This window comes from Marinimicrobium alkaliphilum (assembly GCF_003259155.1).
Classification (GTDB): Bacteria; Pseudomonadota; Gammaproteobacteria; order Pseudomonadales; family Cellvibrionaceae; genus Marinimicrobium_A; species Marinimicrobium_A alkaliphilum.
On the sequence record NZ_QGMQ01000010.1, the window covers coordinates 1 to 16,723 of the forward strand.

Here is a 16,723-nt window from a genome sequence, read left to right on the forward strand (position 1 = left end):
ATCTATATAGTGCGCATGCGCAACAACACCCTGAACCAATTTATAAAAACCCTTCATAAAACATTGATTTAAAAAAGGATTCAACAGATTCAGATAAACCAAAGGAGGGATAAATATAAGCATGCTCATTTTCCCGCTGGCGCGTGCGCATTTACATCCCTGCCTCCATTGCTAAGTCCTTGACTATAAACCACCCTTTCCAAAATGCAAATGGGGATCTGCGCAATTTTAGGGGTAAAAATGCGCACCCAGCCTCGTCAATTTCCCGTCACGAACTACAGGACAACATCGAACACCCGGCCTTATGCCTTGCCCATTCCGGGCGTTTCGCAAAGTAATCTTCCTTGCCCGGTTGTTCGTCGTAGGGGTGGCGCAGCAGTTCGAGCAGGTTGTGTATCTCGGTGAAATCGCCCTGCTCGGCGCGGTCGATGGCTTGTTGGGCGAGGTAGTTGCGCAGGACGTATTTGGGGTTGGTGGCGTTCATGCGGGCGCGCCGGGTGCTGTCGTCGGTCCCGTGCAGTATCCGGTCCCGCTGCAGGCGTTCGCGGTAGTCGCGCAGCCATTGGGCGGTGCGTTTTTGCTGGTCGGGTTTCAGGGGTTGGTAGTAGGCCGGCTGGAGGGGTTCGATCAGTTCGGCATCACTACGTTCGTCGGTGTCCGTGTCCAGGCGTGGATCGAAGTCGGCGAGCAGGCGGTAGAAAATGGTCATGTCGGTTTCGGTGAGTTGCAGCACTTTGTGCAACTCCTCCACCCAGAGGTCGTCGTTCTGCAGTTGGGTCAGGCCCAGTTTGGCGGCGGTGTCGCGCTGGCGGCAGGTCTGGTATTCCTCGCGGTAGCTGTCCAGGGCGGCCTGCAGGGGCTCAACCTCGTCGATGAGTGGGTAGAGGGCGTTGCCCAGCTGGGCCAGATTCCACAGGGCGATTTGCGGTTGGTTGCCGTAGCGGTAGCGGCGGCCCTGGGCGTCGGTGGTGTTGGGGGTCCAGTTGGGGTCGAAGTCTTCGAGCCAGCCGTAGGGGCCGTAGTCGATGGTTTGCCCGAGGATGGACAGGTTGTCGGTGTTCATCACGCCGTGGACAAAGCCCACGCGCATCCAGTGGGCGATCATTTGGGCGGTGCTGCGGCAGACGTCTTCAAACATCGCCAGGTAGGCCGCCTTGCCCGGTTCGCCCAGGTGGGGGAAGTCGGCGCGCAGGGTGTAGTCGGTAAAACGTTTAAGCAACTCGTGTTCGCCCCGGGCGGCGTAGATCTCAAAGCTCCCGAAGCGGGTAAAGCTCTGGGCGACCCGGCACACCACGGCGCCCGGCTCAGGCTGGGGGTTGCCGTCGTAGAACATGTCGCGCACCACCTGCTCACCGGTGAGGGTCAGGCTGAGGGCGCGGGTGGTGGGCACCCCCAGGTGGTGCATGGCTTCGCTGCACAGAAACTCGCGCACCGAGGAGCGCAGTACCGCCAGGCCGTCGGCGCTGCGCGAATAGGGTGTGGGGCCGGCGCCTTTGAGTTGCAGGGTCCAGTGTTCGCCGCGCCGGTTGAGCACCTGCCCCAGGTTGATGGCCCGGCCGTCGCCCAGTTGTCCGGCCCAGTGGCCGAACTGGTGGCCGCCGTAGCAATTGGCGTGGGGATCCATGCCCGGCAGCAGGCGGTTACCGGTAAAGACCTGGGTAAAGGTGTCGGTCTCGCAGGCTTCCGGGGCCAGGTCGAGCAGCTCGGCCACCTCGCGGGCATAGGCCACGAGTTGGGGCGCTTTCACCGGTGTGGGTTTGACGCGGGAGTAACAGGCGCCGTACACCTGACGGCGGCTGTTGCTGTCGTCCGGGTCGGCGGGCAGCGCTTCGACAAACCGGTTGTCGAAGCGCAGTTGTGCGAGGTCGCTAATAAGGTCAGAAGTCATGGGCCCAGTCTAGCACCCTTTGACGGGCAATTGCCCTGGCCGTCAGGCTGCGGGATCGGCCAGTGCAGCGGAGCTGGCGTTGACCCGGAACCAGCCAGCGATACTGTAGCGCTCGCGCTGGGCGGCGAGCACTTCGTGGGGAAATTCCTCACTCAGAAAAATCACCAGCTTGCCGTATTCCGGCAGCACTTTTTCAAGTACCTGATCGGTGTTCGGGTCGTAAATCACCAGCTCGCCCCCATCGCCGGGCTGCCACACCGGGTTGAGGTAAAACACCGTCGACAGGACCCGGTTGGAGCGGCCTTTGAAAGCGTCCACGTGTTTTTTATAGAAGGCCCCCACGGGGTAGCTGGCGTAGTGGCATTCGTAGTCGAACAAGCCCAGAAACAGGCGCCGGTTGAGCGCCAGCTTGAGCGCTTCCATCCAGTCCAGAAATACCCGCGCCGACGGGGTTTCGCCGTCGAGCCAGCGCACCCGATCCGAGCGCACAAAGGGGTTGACCTGGAAGTCGCTCTGGCGGCCGATACCCGCGCGCTTGAACTCTTCCTCGTCGACGCTTTTCAGGTCCAGGAACAGGCCATCCACGGCGGCCAGGTCGAGCGCGTGGGGCAACACGATATAGCCATCGCGCTCCAGCGCCACGGCGATCTGCTCGTACAGGTCGCCATCGCCGGGGCCGCGGTCAAAAACAGGCTGTGTACTCATGGCGTTGCTCCAGGGAAATCGCGCCGACGGAAAGTTCTCGGGCGTATATACTACAAACACGCCTGCAAACCCAGCTTTTTCTGATTCGGAGCCGTCAGTGACTGACACCCCGCTGCACCTGTTGTTTGAACCTGAAGACCACGAGTTTGTTCACCAGTCTGTAGTGCCCCTGTTCGGGGCGCGAACGCCGATACTGATTCCCTACGGCGACGATGAAGCCCCCGTGCTGCCCGAGGGCGCCCGGGTGGTCACCTGGCTGAACGATCACCTGCTCAAACAGTTACTGCCCCTGTGCCTGACGCACCACTGGCAACTGGCGCTGCTGCCCCATCCGGACATGACCCACGCGCGCCTCGGTTTTGGCGTGGCCAATCGTCTGGAGCACGCGGTGGCGGATGTTCTCGCCAACGAGAGCGCGGTCGCCGTTGACCTGCTCTACTGCAACGATGAGCCGGTGCTGAACTCGGTGGTGATTGGCGATACCTACAGCCTGAAGCCGGCCCGGGTGGCGAGCGATTCGCTCTGGACCCGGCTCGGGCGCCTGGCCAAACTGCTGCCCAGCCTGACTCACCTGACCCTCAGTCCCTTTCGCCTGATTACCCAGAAGGACAAGGTAGTGGACACCGCCGCTCTGGGCATTGTCGCGGTCGAGCACGGGCGCAGCTCACCCCTGTCGCGACGTCTGCTGGACGACAGCAGCGCCAGCGACGGCATGCTCCACACCCTGGTTCTGGCTCCGCGCAGCGTCTTTGAGCTGATCCGGTTTTTGCTCACCTCGGCCGTCCTGCCCGCACGCAGCAGCCATAAACTGCCGCCCTTTGTCGGGCACATCAAAAGCCAGCGCCTGAGCATTACCAGCCCCAAACCGGTGCCCTACACCCTTGATGGCGTCAACCATGAGGAGAGCCAACTGTTGCTGCGAGTGGAGCAGAAACAGCTGCAACTGGTGCCCGGGCGCCATATCACCACCGAGAACGGCAACCAGGGCGATACCAAGGAGATCTTCAAGACCCAGGCGCTGCCCACCGGGGAGGCGCGCAACCAGTTGATCGCCCACCCCATGCCCTGGATTCACCACGCCGCCACCGAGGAGTTCCGCGAGCTGTTTTTGCTCCTGCGCGACAACGCCCGCACCTCCGAAGCCTATGTGATGTTGATGATCCTTTCGACGCTGCTGGCAACGGTGGGGCTGTTTGCCAATTCGGCCCCGGTGATTATCGGCGCAATGATTCTGGCGCCGTTGATGGCACCGATCATCTCCATGGCCATGGGCCTGCTGCGCCAGGACGAGCGGCTGATTTTCGACAGCGGTAAGGCCCTCGCGACAGGCATCGGCCTGGCCATCGCCTGCGCCATGCTCCTGGCGATCATCACGCCCCTGGAACATATCAACAGCGAAATCGGCGCGCGCCTGCGCCCGACCCTGCTCGATCTGGGTGTCGCGGTCATTTCCGGGGTCGCCGGTGCCTACGCCCACGCCCGCTCGGAGGTCGCCCGCAGCCTCGCGGGGGTGGCCATTGCGGTGGCGCTGGTGCCGCCGTTGGCGGTGACCGGGATCGGTTTGGGCTGGTTCAACTGGACGGTGTTTTCCGGTGCGCTGCTGTTGTTCCTCACCAACCTGGCGGGCATCATTCTGGCAGCGGCACTGACCTTTCTGTGGCTGGGCTACAGCCCTTTCAAGCGCGCCCGCCGGGGATTGCTGGTGTCGCTGGCGTTGGTGGTGTTGGTAAGCCTGCCGCTGGGGCTGGGCTTTCACCGGATGGTACAGGAGCACCGCATCATCAGCACCCTGACCGACTGGCAGACTCAGGGGGTGCGCCTGCGGGATATTCAGGTGCAGCTGGGCGACCCGCTCTATATTCAGGCCACGGTGGTCACCGAGGAGCCTCTGGCCGCCGGCCAGTTGAGCGCCATCAAGGCGTCGCTGGAAGCGCGGCTCAAGCGCCCGGTGCGCCTGGAAGCCATTACCGCTGTTGTGCGTTAGCCGCCTTGGGTACACTGGGATCATGATTGACTGGCAGCGCTGGCGCAGCGCGTTCAAACACCACTATACCGCCCCCCTGCACGCGAGCTTCAAACAGTTTCGCCTGGGTGTGGCGCTGTTTTTTCTCGGGTTGGTGATTCTCTACGGGGGCACGCAGATGCTCGAGCCCTCACTGACCCAGGAGTTGGTGGTCGCCCTGGCGGTGCTGGTGATCGCCTGTGGCTTTACCGTGTCCATGATGGCCCATGTGCGCATGGTGATCAGTCGGGTGTTGCGCTTCTGGTTTCGGCGTTGAGCCCGGCGGGCAGCGCTTTGAGTGGATAGATATCGTAACGGCTGGTCTTGCCCGCAAGCTGATAGCCCGGCTCTACCCCGGCCAGAAACGGCGCCTTGCGCGGGCGTTTGACCACCACCCGGTAGTGCGCCAGTGCCAGTGCCGGGGCCAGCAGGTCACCGGCGTCGTCATCGCGCCCCACCAGATCGTGAAACAGCGCCATTTCTTTTTTCACTTGCGCGCTTTTCTGGCGTTCGGGAAACATCGGGTCCAGGTACACCACATCCGGGCGCCAGGGCTGCGTCCAGTCCGCCAACGCCGAACGGGCATCCTGTGCATGCAAGGTCATACGCGCAACGATTCCGCGCAGCTCGCTGTCGCCCTCGGCGTACGCCCGTGCCAGGCCATCCGCCAGCAAGGTGGCGACCACCGGGGAGCGCTCAAACAGTTCCACCTGACACCCGAGGCTGGCCAACACAAAGGCATCGCGCCCAAGCCCGGCGGTGGCATCCAGCACCCGGGGGTAAACGCCGGCCTTGAGCCCCACGGCCTTGGCGATCATCTGCCCCTTGCCGCCGCCGAAGCGGCGCCGGTGATCCACGGCGCCCCCGGCAAAATCCACCCGCACGGCCCCCGGCGCCTTGCACCCGGTGGGTTGCAGAGCCCAGCCCTGGGCATCGCAGAGCAACGCCAGCGCGACCTCCCCCGGCAACTCGGTGGCGGCCGAGGGGTAAAAATCCAGACCGAGCTGTGTCGCCAGCGCCTGCGCTTCACTGTGGTGGGCGGTTGTCGGGCAGCACACCGCTACCGGTTTACTCTCTGTCACAAATAGGCTTCCACGGTTGACGTCGCCCGCTATCGGGCGGGCATTCCGTTGTGCATTGTCGTGCTATCCTGAAAGGCAATCAATACAAGGAGTCGGAGAGATCATGGCCAACTGGCTGAGCGCAACACTGACCGGAAAAACTGTGTGGAACGAGCGCCTCTGCTCAGTCCGATTTACGGCGGAGTTACCCCCCTTCGAAGCCGGGCAGTTCGTCAATCTGGCCTACACCATGGGGGACAAACAGATTGTGCGCCCCTACTCCCTGGTAAACCCGCCGGGCACCAAAGAACACGAGATTCTGTTCAACCTGGTACCCGAAGGCCAGTTGTCGAGCTGGCTCTGGACCATGACCCAGGGCGAGCAGTTTCTGTGCGGCCCGCGCGCGCAGGGTTTTTTTACGCTGGGGCATGTGCAACCCACTGAGGACCTGTGGCTGATGGCCACCGGCTCGGGCCTGGGACCCTACCTGAGTATGCTCGGCACCGATGCCCCCTGGGAGAAATTCCGCCAGGTAATTCTCGTGCATTCGGTGCGCGACCACCACGAGCGCGCCTATCTGGATGAGCTCAAGGCCCTGCAGCACCGCCACGCCGGACGCCTGCGGATTTTACACACACTGACGCGCGAACCCACCTGGCCGCTGCGCCAACGGATCCCGGCATTGATTGAATCGGGGTTACTGGAGATGGCGGCCAATACGCCCATCAGTGCCGAGCGTAGCCATGTGATGCTGTGTGGGAATCCGGGGATGGTAAAAGGCGCTCAGGCCCTGTTGGAGGTTCGGGGGCTGCGCCGTCACCAGCGCTTTGCCCCCGGGCAGATCAGCACGGAAATCTACTGATCTGCATCCTGTCGGCGATCAGTCACCGACGGGGATCAGTTCCAGCTCGACCCGACGGTTGGCTTCGCGGCCTTCGGCGGTGGCGTTGCTGGCGATCGGGTAGCGTGAACCGTAACCGACCGTATGGATACGGTCGCGCGATACGCGCTGACTGATCAGGTAATCGCCCACACTGCTGGCACGACGCTCACTGAGCGGATTGTTGATGGCATCGCTGCCGGTGGAATCGGTGTGACCACTCACTTCAATCACGGTTTTGTCGAACTCTTGAACCACCAGCGCCACAGAGTTGAGCACTTCAAAGAACTCGGAGCGCACGTGGTGACTGTTGACATCAAAGGTGATGTTGCCCGGCATAATCAGGTAGATGATGTCTCCTTCACGCTGAACCTGCACACCCGTGCCCTGCAGCTGCTCGCGCAATTTACGTTCCTGACGGTCCATGTAGGCGCCCACACCGCCACCAATGGCGCCACCGGCAATGGCACCGGTCACGGCACCGCGACGACGGTCGCTGCGGCTGGCTGAGGCCGCGCCAATCACGGCACCGGCCACGGCGCCGATGCCCGCACCGGCGGCGGTGCGGCTGGTCCGCTGCTCACCCGTGTAGGGGTCGGTGGTGGTACAAGCCACCAGGCCCAGGGCCGCTAAAATCACAATCCACGCTTTCATAGTCATTCCTCTTAACTCAAAAACACGTACGCTATTGTTAGACACTCATCGCTCAAAGTACGTACACAGGTTATACTTGGAGACGCCGCAACGCCATTTACCAAGACCCCTAGTTATAGCAGATTTCCCTATGTTGAGCGATAACCCACTTCGCACTTTGGCCCGCTGGCTCACCGCCCTGGCGCTGACAGCCACACTGACCGGGTGCGGCAACTATGCCCTGACCCTGAACGAGCAGGTGGTCTATATGCCGCCCTCGCTGCTGCGTGATATCGACGTCGCCGACGAGCGCCTGCGCGTGTGCATCGAGCAGACCATTCAGGACCAACGCATCACCGAGGCACGTCAACTCAAACACCTCAATTGCAGCAGCGCCGGCATTGAGACTCTGGCCGGGCTGGAACGTTTCAACGCCCTCGAGGAGCTGAACCTGGCCAGTAACGCCCTGGCGGAAGCGCCCGAGTTGGCCAAGCTCTCACGCTTGCGTATTCTGGTACTGCGCGACAACCCGCTGACCGACGCCGCGCCGCTGCTCAGTCTGTTGCGCCTGGAACAGCTCGATGTCAGCGACAATCCGGCATTGCCGTGCGGCGATCTGGCACAGCTCGCGGACGTCATGAACGGCGAATTGACCCTGCCCGAGCAGTGCGAATCCTGACCTTTCTTGAACTTGAGCGCGCCCCACAATCGTGAGCGCGTGCTCTACCGCGCACCAACCTCATGCACAAAGCCTTTGCATTTGCGTGCACCTTATCCCGCCTGAACAACCACTTTTCTCGTAAAAGCAACGACTTAACGTTGTTGGCACGAACTCTGCAAAATCCATTGTGACTCATCGTGAGTAGCCAACGTCGGCTTCTCCATAGCAGGTAATGATGCCCGCAGACCCCCGCCCTCAACGAGCGCGGTGATCTAGCGGGCTTTTTTTATGCGAGGAACAAACATGACTGACCGCACAAACAACAACGGACTGACCCGTCGGGGCGTACTCAAGGGCATGGCTCTGGCTGCCGGGGGCACGGCCCTCTCTGGTCTCACCGGACCCGGCTTCAATTCACTCGCCTGGGCCAGTAATGGCAAGCCCGAAACCCGCTCTGCGCGTTTGGGTTTTATTGCGCTGACCGATGCGGCGCCGCTGTTTGTCGCGGCGGAAAAAGGTCTGTTTGCCAAACACGGCATGGATGATGTGCAGGTACTCAAGCAATCATCCTGGGGCACGACCCGCGATAATCTGGTGCTCGGCTCCCGTCGCGGCGGTATCGACGGGGCGCATATTCTGACCCCCATGCCTTACCTGATGACTGCCGGCGCCATGAGCGATCAGGTGGACATGCGTATCGTTGCGCGTTTGAACCTGGCCGGACAATGCATCTCCGTGGGCAATGAATACAAGGACCTGAACGTCGGCCTCGACACCACCGAGTTTGCCAAAGCGCTGGCGGCGAAGCGCAGCGGTGGCGATGCCGTGCGCGCGGCCATGACTTTTCCCGGCGGCACCCACGATTTGTGGATTCGCTACTGGTTGGCCGCGGGCGGGATCGACTCCTATCGCAACATTGACACCATCGTGGTGCCCCCGGCGCAAATGGTCGCCAATATGCGGGTCGGCAGCATGGATACCTTTTGCGTATGCGAGCCCTGGAACCAGCAACTGGTGAACCAGAATATCGGCTACACCGCCAACACCACCGGCGAGCTGTGGCACAACCATCCGGAAAAAGCCCTCGGCCTGCGCGCCGATTATGTCGACAACAATCCCAACGCCACCCGGGCGCTGGTGATGGCGGTGATGGAAGCGCAGATTTTTTGCGAGCAAGCGGAAAACAAGGAAGAAGTCGCGCAGATCTGTTCGCGTCGTCGCTGGATTCACGCGCCTTACGCCGACATTATCGACCGCATGCAGGGCAACTTCGATTACGGCACCGGGCGCGTAGTGGAAAACCACCCGGATCAGATGCGTTACTGGAACGATCACGCCTCCTACCCGTTCAAGAGCCACGACCTCTGGTTCCTGACCGAGAACCAACGCTGGGGCAACCTGCCACTGGATCTGGATACCCAAAGCCTGGTGAACCGGGTCAACCGCGAAGATATCTGGCGCGATGCCGCCGCCCGTTTGGGGATCGACAAAGCGGATATTCCCGAGTCCACCTCGCGCGGTAAAGAAACCTTTTTCGACGGCAAGGTATTCGACCCGGAAAACCCCAAAGCCTATCTCGAAAGTCTGGCCATCACCCGCATGGGTTAAGCCGATTTACGTCAAGAGGAAGTCATTATGTCTGAATCAAAAACCCTTGCAGTGAGCTCGCCGGTGGCGCGCCTGCAACTGCCCAGTGCTGAAACTCTGGCCCAACACGGTCGGCGCGTCGGGCGGTTTTTCCTGCGTCAAATAGTGCCGCCGGTGGTGGTCATCGGTGCTCTGCTATTGCTCTGGGAAGTGCTCTGCTCACGCCCCGGCGCCATGCTGCCCGCGCCGTCGCAAATGCTGGACGACACCTGGGAGTTGATCGTCAATCCCTTTTACGATTACGGCGGCAACGACGTGGGCATGGGCTGGCAGGTATTGGCGAGCCTGGAACGGGTTGCCTACGGTTATTCACTGGCCGTGATTGTCGGCGTCGCCCTGGGCGTGTTGGTGGGCAAATCCACCTGGGCCATGCGCGGGCTGGACCCGCTCTTTCAGGTCCTGCGCACGGTGCCGCCACTGGCGTGGTTGCCCATTTCCCTGGCGGCCTTTCAGGCCAGTAATCCCTCGGCCATCTTTGTGATTTTTATCACCGCGATCTGGCCGATCATCATCAATACCTCGGTGGGTGTGCGCAATATTCCGGAAGACTATCGCAACGTTGCGCGAGTGTTACGCCTCAACGGTTTTGAAAACTTTACCAAGATCATGTTGCCCGCCGCCGCGCCCTATGTGTTCTCCGGTTTACGCATCGGCATCGGTCTGTCCTGGCTTGCGATTGTCGCCGCCGAGATGTTGATTGGCGGTGTCGGTATCGGCTTCTTTATCTGGGATGCCTGGAACGCCTCGCAAATCAGCGACATCGTGTTGGCACTGATTTACGTCGGACTGGTGGGTTATGCCCTGGATGCTCTGGTCGGTTTGGTCGGCAAGCGCGTCACCCGTGGCACCGCCTCTTAACCGCCACTGACTACTCGATTCCGCACAGGAGAAGATCATGAACAATCGTTACTTGAGTGTCGACAGCGTCGACAAGGTATTCGGCACCGAGCCCAACACCACCCGCGTTCTGGACAAGGTCAACCTGACGGTTGAGAAAGGCGAGTACATTTCCATCATCGGCCACTCGGGCTGCGGCAAGTCCACCTTGCTCAATATCATCGCCGGATTGCACACCGCCAGCAGCGGCTATGTGATTCTCGATGGCAAGGAAGTGAATGCGCCCGGGCCGGATCGCAGCCTGGTGTTTCAGAACCACTCGCTGCTGCCCTGGCTGACGGTGTACGAGAACGTGACGCTCGCCGTCAACAAGGTCTTCAAGAACAAAAAAAACGCCACCGAACGCAAAGCCTGGGCTCTGAAAAATCTGGAGATGGTGGGCATGTCGCACGCGCTCAACCGCTTGCCGTCGGAAATTTCCGGGGGCATGAAACAGCGAGTCGGTATTGCCCGGGCGCTCGCCATGGAGCCCAAGCTATTGCTGCTGGACGAGCCCTTTGGCGCGCTCGATGCACTGACCCGCGCCCACCTGCAAGACGAGGTGATGCGCATCCAGGCCGAACTGAACAATACCGTGTTGATGATCACTCACGATGTTGACGAGGCGGTGTTGCTATCTGACCGGATTGTGATGATGACCAACGGCCCGGAGGCCACCATCGGGGAAATTCTCGATATTCGCCTGCCGCGCCCGCGCGACCGCATCGCCCTGGCAGACAACCCCGAGTACAACCACTACCGGCGCGAGGTGCTGCGCTTCCTGCACGAGAAGCAACGCAAAGTCGCCCCGCTGCCCAAGGCCGATAAGGCCAACCCTGTCCCTCAGGCGAGCGCCAAGCGCGCCTGATACCCGGGAAACGGCCCCGATTACAGGCGTGTATCGGGGTCGGTTCTTTGGCTCAGCTTTTCGCGGTAAACAGATCTTCCATCGCCAGGGTGTCTTTGGCGACATCGGCCAGGCGGCGATTCTGCGCCATGGCGACCTTGCGTAAAAAGCGGTAGGCCTCGTCTTCGCTCAGGTCGCGACAGCGCATCAGCATGCCCTTGGCCTTCTCCACGCACTTGCGCTCTTCCAGTGCTGCCCTCGCCTGCTGTAATTCTTCGCTCATCGCCTGTAACTTGAGCGCCTGGCTCTGTACCAACTCAAACAGCGAGCGTCCGAGCTGGGTACCGGTGCATCCGGTGTCGTAGGTGTGGGGGGCACTTTCATTCAGGCCCGCCACCGAGTCGCGACTGAAGAACACCGCCATGGCGCCGGTGTCGCGGGCTTTCGCCAGCTGATCAATCTGTACTTTGTGGCAGGTAAGGTCCGAGCGCGCCGCCTTGATTTTGCATTGGCACAAAGCGGTGAGTGACAGCTCCAGAGTGTCCTCCAGAGCCTTCATGGCGTTGATCCGTTTTGAAGTGCAGGCGAACCAGGCATCGCTCAGATCCCGGTCGGCGACGCCATCGGCCACCGCGGCAAACGCAATTCGCCGAAAACGTTCCAGCTCGACCTGATGCACCGAGACGGTTTGCTGCCACTGCGCCAGAGCTTCGGATTCGGCAAAATCAAAAAAGATCTGAAAACAGCGTTCCTGATTGTCGATCAAGTGCCGCAATCGGCGCGAGAACTGTTGATCAAAGTTGCCCTGGGCAAACCCGGCCGAGCCCACAGCGCGCTCCTGCCCGGCGAACTCCTTGCCCTGCATCAGGTGAAACATGGCCACCAGACTGCGGGAGATGTCCGGATCCGAGGCCGAGTCCGCGGTTTCAAAAACAATCGCCAACAGGCTCTGTATCAACTGGCCGTAGCCATCGATGATACTACTGGGTTGGGGTTTGAGCTGATCAATGTCGATGCGTACCTGACCCAGTTCATCCAGCCCGTGCAGAGCACCGGCTATGCGGTTGAACAAACGGCTCGCGCCAGCGTTGCAGTGCGACTCGATATCGACTCCGGCAAGGCTTGCCCGAAACACCTGCTCGGCCACCCGGGCCTTGTCGATCTGGGTTTGCCGCACCTCGGCGCAACGCTGCCCGCCTGAGCCCAGGTACATGTTGGAGGCCCCGCGCTCCAGCTGCAGTGCATGTACCAGGTTGCTGATGGCCGCCACCAACTGGCCCGTCCCCAGAAGCAACTCCAGCCCGAGCAGGTCACAACGTTTGGAAGCCAGCAGGTATTCGGCCACGCCCGCTGAGGCGGGGGTGGCGACATTTGACGGCGTATCGCGCCGGGATTGATTCATGGCTCTGCCTCGCACAGGTAAGCGCACCCGCAACCGGGTACCACTGCCTATGACAAAGCAAATTTAAGACCAAAAGCGAAGAAGTGCCGACTTTTGGACAAAAGCGGCGGGTTTTGCACGCGTCCGATGCGCATTCAGGTCAACGCGCACCACTAGCGAACAAACGAGAGACCGATAGCGTTACGGTTTTGGTGCATAACGCGCATCCTGACCGGGTCCAGATTGATCGGACCCACGCTCTTTCGAAAGCGCACCTGTAGCTCGGTACCCACTGGCGGGCAAGGCTGGTTTTCGATTTCAACCCGGGCACCACCGTCGGATATGTCTTTGGTAAAGCCGACAATCAGGCCGATACTGGGATGCTGCATCTCCACCCGAATAGCGGCGGAGGTGCGCTTATATTGACGACGCTCTGGCATACAGGGCTCCTTGTTATAATGGCCGGGCAGCTCGTTGGCAGCCCGGCTTTTTCCTATGGAGTCTGGGGGGCCTGCGGGGTTAAAACGTCAATCCCAAACGTTGACCCACCAGCTCATAGGATTCAACCACATTGCCGAGGTTCTGGCGGAAGCGGTCTTTATCCAGCTTCTCGCGCGTGTCCTTGTCCCACAGGCGGCAGCCATCGGGAGAGAACTCATCGCCCAGAACGATTTCGCCGTTGAACAGGCCAAATTCGATCTTGAAGTCCACCAACAGCATGTTGCCACCGGCAAACAACTCCACCAACACATCGTTGACCTTGAACGTCAGCTCTTTCATTTTAGTCAATTGTTCAGGTTTCGCCCAGCCAAACGACTCGATGTGGTACTCGTTCACCATGGGATCGCCCAGAGCATCGTTTTTGAGAAAGAATTCAAAGGTTGGCGGCGTCAGGGCGATGCCTTCTTCAACACCGTAGCGGCGACAGATCGAGCCCGCCGCAAAGTTGCGCACTACACACTCCACCGGAATCATGTCGAGTTTTTTTACAAGACACTCGGTATCCGACAGCAGTTTTTCAAAGTGCGTGGGGATACCGGCAGCGGCCAGTTTTTCCATGATAAAGGCATTGAACTTGTTGTTGACCATGCCTTTGCGTTCGAGCTGCTCAATTCTTTTGCCGTCAAACGCCGAGGTGTCGTTGCGGAACAACAGCACCAGATAATCGGGGTTATCGGTGGTGTAAACGGATTTGGCCTTGCCGGCGTAAAGCTCGTCGCGCTTTTCCATGGGTGTACCTTTCAGTATCAATCGCTGTTAAGTCAGTGCCAGCCAGTCGAAGCCCTGGTCCTGGCACGCATAAATGGTTTGCTGGATGTCTGCCGTTACCCCGGCTAACGTCTGTTGCGCTACGGCCAGGCTATTGTTCTGCTGGCTGATATGGGCCACGACCAGATGTTGCAGTCGCTCGCGCTCCAGACGCTCAAGAAGGCCTGCAGCCTGCTGGTTACTCAGGTGCCCCCACTGTCCGCCTACGCGGCGCTTGAGTGACACCGGGTAAGGGCCGGAGGCAAGCATGCCCGGGTCGTGATTGGCCTCCAGCACCAGCGCGTCACAGCCCTGATAGCTGGCCTCTACGTGGGGCGTAATACTACCCAAATCGGTGAGGATTCCCAAGCGTTTGCCCGCCCGTTCGAGCACAAATTGTGTCGGTTCGCGGGCATCGTGGGGCACTGCGACAGGCTGAACCGCCAAACCGGCCAGCGAAAAGCGGCCGTAGCCTTCGATCAGGCGCAGATCGGGCAGACGCCCGTAGTCGCGGCTCTGGTAGGTGCCTGGGGTCATATAGACCGGCAGTTGATGGCGCCGGGCCAAGGCCGCGACGCCTTTGATGTGGTCCCCGTGTTCGTGGGTGACCAGTATCGCGAGCAGCTCATCGGCGCGACGGCCCAGGCGCTGGAGGCGGAGCTCCGCCTCTTTGGCGCTGAAGCCGCAATCAATCAGCAGCGCGCCCTCATCCCACTCCACCAGCGTGGCATTGCCACTGCTGCCGCTGCCCAGTGACGCAAAGCGCACTCGGCAGCGCCTTAAAGCAGGTTATTGCGCAGGATGGTCAGCAGCTCACGCGCCTGACGCGAGGGCAAGCGCTGGCCATAGGGGTCGCGCAAGTAGGCATCGACGCTGCCCGCTTCACCGCGCACCACCAGCAGGTAGCCGGGCGCATCCGGGGAAGCGCGTTCAGCACTGCCATCACCGGGTGCTTCGAGTACGTTCTCCGGCAGGTTGGCCAGCAGAGCATCCAAAGTATAGGGTGAGCTGGGTTCAGGCTGGGCCCGCCCCGCACGGGTAAAGGTACGCCGGAACCAGCCCGGCTCGGAATCCGGCGGACGGCGATAATGCAGATAATACACACCGGCACTGGAGTCACGATCAAGCTGGGTAAAGCCTTCCCGGTTGGTGGCATGGGTCAGGGTCGCGATGGCGCGCTCCATATCCAGCTCCAGGTTGAGCACCGGCTCGGCGCCGCGCATCTGCACGCCCGCCTTGGTGCGCCCGCCAATATCCTGAGCCAACAGCGAGGTGCCCACGGTATCGGCATCTGCCGCCAGGGTCGCGGCCAGCTCGTCGAGCAGCCAGCTTTCACGCTCGCCGCTGGAAGAGCGGCTCGGCCAGTCGGGAATATCGCCGGCCTGGACCTGCTCCTGCGGTGCGCTCATGTGCAGGATATGGATTTCCGTAGTATCCGCGTGAACGCCACGGTCAATCTGGATCCGGTAGCGATCGTAATTGGTCGGGTCGGTACGGAATTCCACCCAGCTGGTTTCCAGAAGCCCCAGACTGGTATCGGCGCGCTCCACACCCAGATCGTTCTGGTTCAGGAAGTGGCGCACCCGGGGCCATACTTCGCCGGGAGAAACATTCATCAGGATCCAGCGCTGCTCTTGCAGACGCTGAATACGCACCCGCTCTTCGAGCATGTTGGTGGACAGCGGTTGCGGCCGGGGTACGGCGTAGCGGTTGGCCTCCGGACGGAAGGCATCGTCGACCTCGGTAATGGGCGGAATCTCGTAGAGCTCGCCGATGCGGCCACTGTCGAGATCACTCGGAATGACCAGCGGCTGGATGTTATCCGCCTTCAGGTAGTCATCTTCGCGGTTGCGAAAGTAACCGTCGTCGCCCCAAAGGATACAGCCGTTGAGTGATGCCGCAGCAAAACCCAACAGCGCGAGGCGCCACAGGCGCGCCTTTTTAACACACATTATTGTCATGAAACGTCTCTTATAGCACTCCGGCGTTAACGAGGGCCGCACGGACCGGCTCGTGAAATTGTTCCGACAGGGGCGTCATCGGCAGGCGGATACCGCCCTGAATGAGGCCCATTTGCTGTACTGCCCATTTGGCCGGAATCGGGTTGGACTCCACAAACATGGCCTTATGCAGGGGCATCAACTCATCGTTGAGCGCCCGGGCGTCGTCGGCTTTGCCGTCGATCGCCAGCTGGCACAGGCGGGCAATGGCCTTGGGTACGACATTGGCGGTGACAGAAATATCCCCATCGCCGCCCAAAAGCATCAATTCCACGGCCGTAGCGTCGTCACCGGAGATGACCACGAAGTCCTTGCCGGTGTTCTCAATCAGGGTACGGGCGCGCACCATATCGCCGGTGGCTTCCTTGATACCCACGATATTGGGCACCTGGGCCAGGCGCAGGACGGTCTCAGGCAACATATCCACACCGGTACGGCCCGGCACGTTGTACAGCAATTGCGGCAACGCCACGGCCTTGGCGATATAGTCGTGGTGCAGAAACAGGCCTTCCTGGGTCGGCTTGTTGTAATAAGGGGTGACTGATAGACAGGCGTCTGCGCCCGAGTCCTTGGCGGACTGGGTCAGCTCCACGGCCTCGGCGGTGGAGTTGGCACCGGTACCGGCAATCACCGGGATGCGACCCTTGACCTGCTCGACCACGCGTTTGATGACCTGTTTGTGCTCTTTAAAGTCCAGGGTGGCCGATTCGCCGGTGGTGCCTACCGCCACCAGGGCGTTGGTACCTTGCTCGATATGCCACTCCACCAGACGCTCCAGACTGTCCCAGTCCAGGGCGTTGTCGGGGGTCATGGGGGTAACCAGGGCAACAATGCTGCCTCTAATCATCGCGGACTCCAGTGTCAGGGGTTGGCCCTTGGTGGGGCTGAGGTATC

The 16,723-nt window shown here is 60.9% G+C and carries 17 protein-coding genes; 7 read left to right on the forward strand and 10 right to left on the reverse strand.

Annotation, left to right across the window (positions count from 1 at the left end; genetic code table 11):
* Window positions 1-268: 268 nt before the first annotated feature.
* Complete coding sequence (locus DKW72_RS14650; protein ID WP_111643142.1) at window positions 269-1,888, reverse strand: protein adenylyltransferase SelO; 1,620 nt, start codon at window positions 1,886-1,888, stop codon at window positions 269-271.
* Between the two features lie 42 nt (window positions 1,889-1,930).
* The gene (locus tag DKW72_RS14655; RefSeq protein ID WP_111643143.1) at window positions 1,931-2,593 is read right to left on the reverse strand and encodes a 2OG-Fe(II) oxygenase; all 663 of its coding nucleotides are present in this window, start codon (window positions 2,591-2,593) and stop codon (window positions 1,931-1,933) included.
* A gap of 97 nt (window positions 2,594-2,690) precedes the next feature.
* On the opposite strand from DKW72_RS14655, the gene DKW72_RS14660 reads away from it, so the two are divergent.
* Both DKW72_RS14660 and DKW72_RS14665 read left to right on the forward strand, forming a co-directional pair.
* Window positions 2,691-4,577: a TIGR00341 family protein gene (locus DKW72_RS14660; RefSeq protein ID WP_198411383.1), complete on the forward strand. Its 1,887-nt coding sequence runs from the start codon at window positions 2,691-2,693 to the stop codon at window positions 4,575-4,577.
* A gap of 22 nt (window positions 4,578-4,599) precedes the next feature.
* Complete coding sequence (locus tag DKW72_RS14665) at window positions 4,600-4,872, forward strand: hypothetical protein (protein WP_111643145.1); 273 nt, start codon at window positions 4,600-4,602, stop codon at window positions 4,870-4,872.
* Here DKW72_RS14665 and DKW72_RS14670 read toward each other — a convergent pair.
* Window positions 4,838-5,677: a class I SAM-dependent methyltransferase gene (locus DKW72_RS14670; RefSeq protein ID WP_111643146.1), complete on the reverse strand. Its 840-nt coding sequence runs from the start codon at window positions 5,675-5,677 to the stop codon at window positions 4,838-4,840. The genes DKW72_RS14665 and DKW72_RS14670 overlap by 35 nt on opposite strands.
* Window positions 5,678-5,780: 103 nt before the next feature.
* Here DKW72_RS14670 and DKW72_RS14675 point away from each other — a divergent pair, with 103 nt between their 5' ends.
* Window positions 5,781-6,518, forward strand: coding sequence for a ferredoxin--NADP reductase (locus DKW72_RS14675; protein WP_111643147.1), 738 nt, complete (start codon window positions 5,781-5,783; stop codon window positions 6,516-6,518).
* An 18-nt stretch (window positions 6,519-6,536) separates the two neighbouring features.
* Here the strand turns inward: DKW72_RS14675 and DKW72_RS14680 are convergent, their stop codons facing one another.
* The gene (locus tag DKW72_RS14680) at window positions 6,537-7,190 is read right to left on the reverse strand and encodes an OmpA family protein (RefSeq protein WP_111643148.1); all 654 of its coding nucleotides are present in this window, start codon (window positions 7,188-7,190) and stop codon (window positions 6,537-6,539) included.
* Window positions 7,191-7,320: 130 nt separating this feature from the next.
* On the opposite strand from DKW72_RS14680, the gene DKW72_RS14685 reads away from it, so the two are divergent.
* The 4 genes from DKW72_RS14685 to DKW72_RS14700 all read left to right on the forward strand — a co-directional run bounded on the left by DKW72_RS14685 (window position 7,321) and on the right by DKW72_RS14700 (window position 11,221).
* Window positions 7,321-7,848, forward strand: coding sequence for a leucine-rich repeat domain-containing protein (locus DKW72_RS14685; protein ID WP_232522424.1), 528 nt, complete (start codon window positions 7,321-7,323; stop codon window positions 7,846-7,848).
* A gap of 285 nt (window positions 7,849-8,133) precedes the next feature.
* Complete coding sequence (locus DKW72_RS14690) at window positions 8,134-9,438, forward strand: CmpA/NrtA family ABC transporter substrate-binding protein (protein ID WP_111643149.1); 1,305 nt, start codon at window positions 8,134-8,136, stop codon at window positions 9,436-9,438.
* 27 nt (window positions 9,439-9,465) lie between these two features.
* On the forward strand, window positions 9,466-10,335 hold the full coding sequence (gene ntrB / locus DKW72_RS14695) for a nitrate ABC transporter permease (protein ID WP_111643150.1): 870 nt from the start codon (window positions 9,466-9,468) through the stop codon (window positions 10,333-10,335).
* Between the two features lie 37 nt (window positions 10,336-10,372).
* Window positions 10,373-11,221, forward strand: a complete 849-nt coding sequence (locus tag DKW72_RS14700; protein ID WP_111643151.1) for an ABC transporter ATP-binding protein — start codon at window positions 10,373-10,375, stop codon at window positions 11,219-11,221.
* 52 nt (window positions 11,222-11,273) lie between these two features.
* On the opposite strand, the gene DKW72_RS14705 is transcribed toward DKW72_RS14700, so the two are convergent.
* The 6 genes from DKW72_RS14705 to dapA all read right to left on the reverse strand — a co-directional run bounded on the left by DKW72_RS14705 (window position 11,274) and on the right by dapA (window position 16,676).
* Window positions 11,274-12,602 (reverse strand): nitrate regulatory protein, encoded by a 1,329-nt coding sequence (locus DKW72_RS14705; RefSeq protein WP_111643152.1) that lies wholly within the window; start codon window positions 12,600-12,602, stop codon window positions 11,274-11,276.
* Between the two features lie 152 nt (window positions 12,603-12,754).
* On the reverse strand, window positions 12,755-13,021 hold the full coding sequence (locus DKW72_RS14710; protein ID WP_111643153.1) for a PilZ domain-containing protein: 267 nt from the start codon (window positions 13,019-13,021) through the stop codon (window positions 12,755-12,757).
* Between the two features lie 79 nt (window positions 13,022-13,100).
* Window positions 13,101-13,811 (reverse strand): phosphoribosylaminoimidazolesuccinocarboxamide synthase, encoded by a 711-nt coding sequence (gene purC / locus DKW72_RS14715; protein WP_111643154.1) that lies wholly within the window; start codon window positions 13,809-13,811, stop codon window positions 13,101-13,103.
* A gap of 27 nt (window positions 13,812-13,838) precedes the next feature.
* Window positions 13,839-14,597 (reverse strand): MBL fold metallo-hydrolase, encoded by a 759-nt coding sequence (locus tag DKW72_RS14720; RefSeq protein WP_111643155.1) that lies wholly within the window; start codon window positions 14,595-14,597, stop codon window positions 13,839-13,841.
* An 11-nt stretch (window positions 14,598-14,608) separates the two neighbouring features.
* Window positions 14,609-15,790, reverse strand: coding sequence for an outer membrane protein assembly factor BamC (bamC, locus tag DKW72_RS14725; RefSeq protein WP_232522425.1), 1,182 nt, complete (start codon window positions 15,788-15,790; stop codon window positions 14,609-14,611).
* Between the two features lie 10 nt (window positions 15,791-15,800).
* A complete protein-coding gene (gene dapA, locus DKW72_RS14730; RefSeq protein WP_111643157.1) occupies window positions 15,801-16,676 on the reverse strand; it encodes a 4-hydroxy-tetrahydrodipicolinate synthase in 876 nt (291 codons plus the stop codon).
* Between the last annotated feature and the right edge of the window lie 47 nt (window positions 16,677-16,723).

Excerpts from the sequence above, each read along its gene's own strand:
- DKW72_RS14650 (WP_111643142.1), bottom strand. The coding sequence starts at position 1,888 with ATGACTTCTGACCTTATTAGCGACCTCGCACAACTGCGCTTCGACAAC.
- DKW72_RS14655 (WP_111643143.1), bottom strand. The coding sequence starts at position 2,593 with ATGAGTACACAGCCTGTTTTTGACCGCGGCCCCGGCGATGGCGACCTG.
- DKW72_RS14665 (WP_111643145.1), top strand. The coding sequence starts at position 4,600 with ATGATTGACTGGCAGCGCTGGCGCAGCGCGTTCAAACACCACTATACC.
- DKW72_RS14675 (WP_111643147.1), top strand. The coding sequence starts at position 5,781 with ATGGCCAACTGGCTGAGCGCAACACTGACCGGAAAAACTGTGTGGAAC.
- DKW72_RS14680 (WP_111643148.1), bottom strand. The coding sequence starts at position 7,190 with ATGAAAGCGTGGATTGTGATTTTAGCGGCCCTGGGCCTGGTGGCTTGT.
- DKW72_RS14685 (WP_232522424.1), top strand. The coding sequence starts at position 7,321 with ATGTTGAGCGATAACCCACTTCGCACTTTGGCCCGCTGGCTCACCGCC.
- DKW72_RS14690 (WP_111643149.1), top strand. The coding sequence starts at position 8,134 with ATGACTGACCGCACAAACAACAACGGACTGACCCGTCGGGGCGTACTC.
- ntrB (WP_111643150.1), top strand. The coding sequence starts at position 9,466 with ATGTCTGAATCAAAAACCCTTGCAGTGAGCTCGCCGGTGGCGCGCCTG.
- DKW72_RS14700 (WP_111643151.1), top strand. The coding sequence starts at position 10,373 with ATGAACAATCGTTACTTGAGTGTCGACAGCGTCGACAAGGTATTCGGC.
- DKW72_RS14705 (WP_111643152.1), bottom strand. The coding sequence starts at position 12,602 with ATGAATCAATCCCGGCGCGATACGCCGTCAAATGTCGCCACCCCCGCC.
- DKW72_RS14710 (WP_111643153.1), bottom strand. The coding sequence starts at position 13,021 with ATGCCAGAGCGTCGTCAATATAAGCGCACCTCCGCCGCTATTCGGGTG.
- purC (WP_111643154.1), bottom strand. The coding sequence starts at position 13,811 with ATGGAAAAGCGCGACGAGCTTTACGCCGGCAAGGCCAAATCCGTTTAC.
- bamC (WP_232522425.1), bottom strand. The coding sequence starts at position 15,790 with ATGACAATAATGTGTGTTAAAAAGGCGCGCCTGTGGCGCCTCGCGCTG.
- dapA (WP_111643157.1), bottom strand. The coding sequence starts at position 16,676 with ATGATTAGAGGCAGCATTGTTGCCCTGGTTACCCCCATGACCCCCGAC.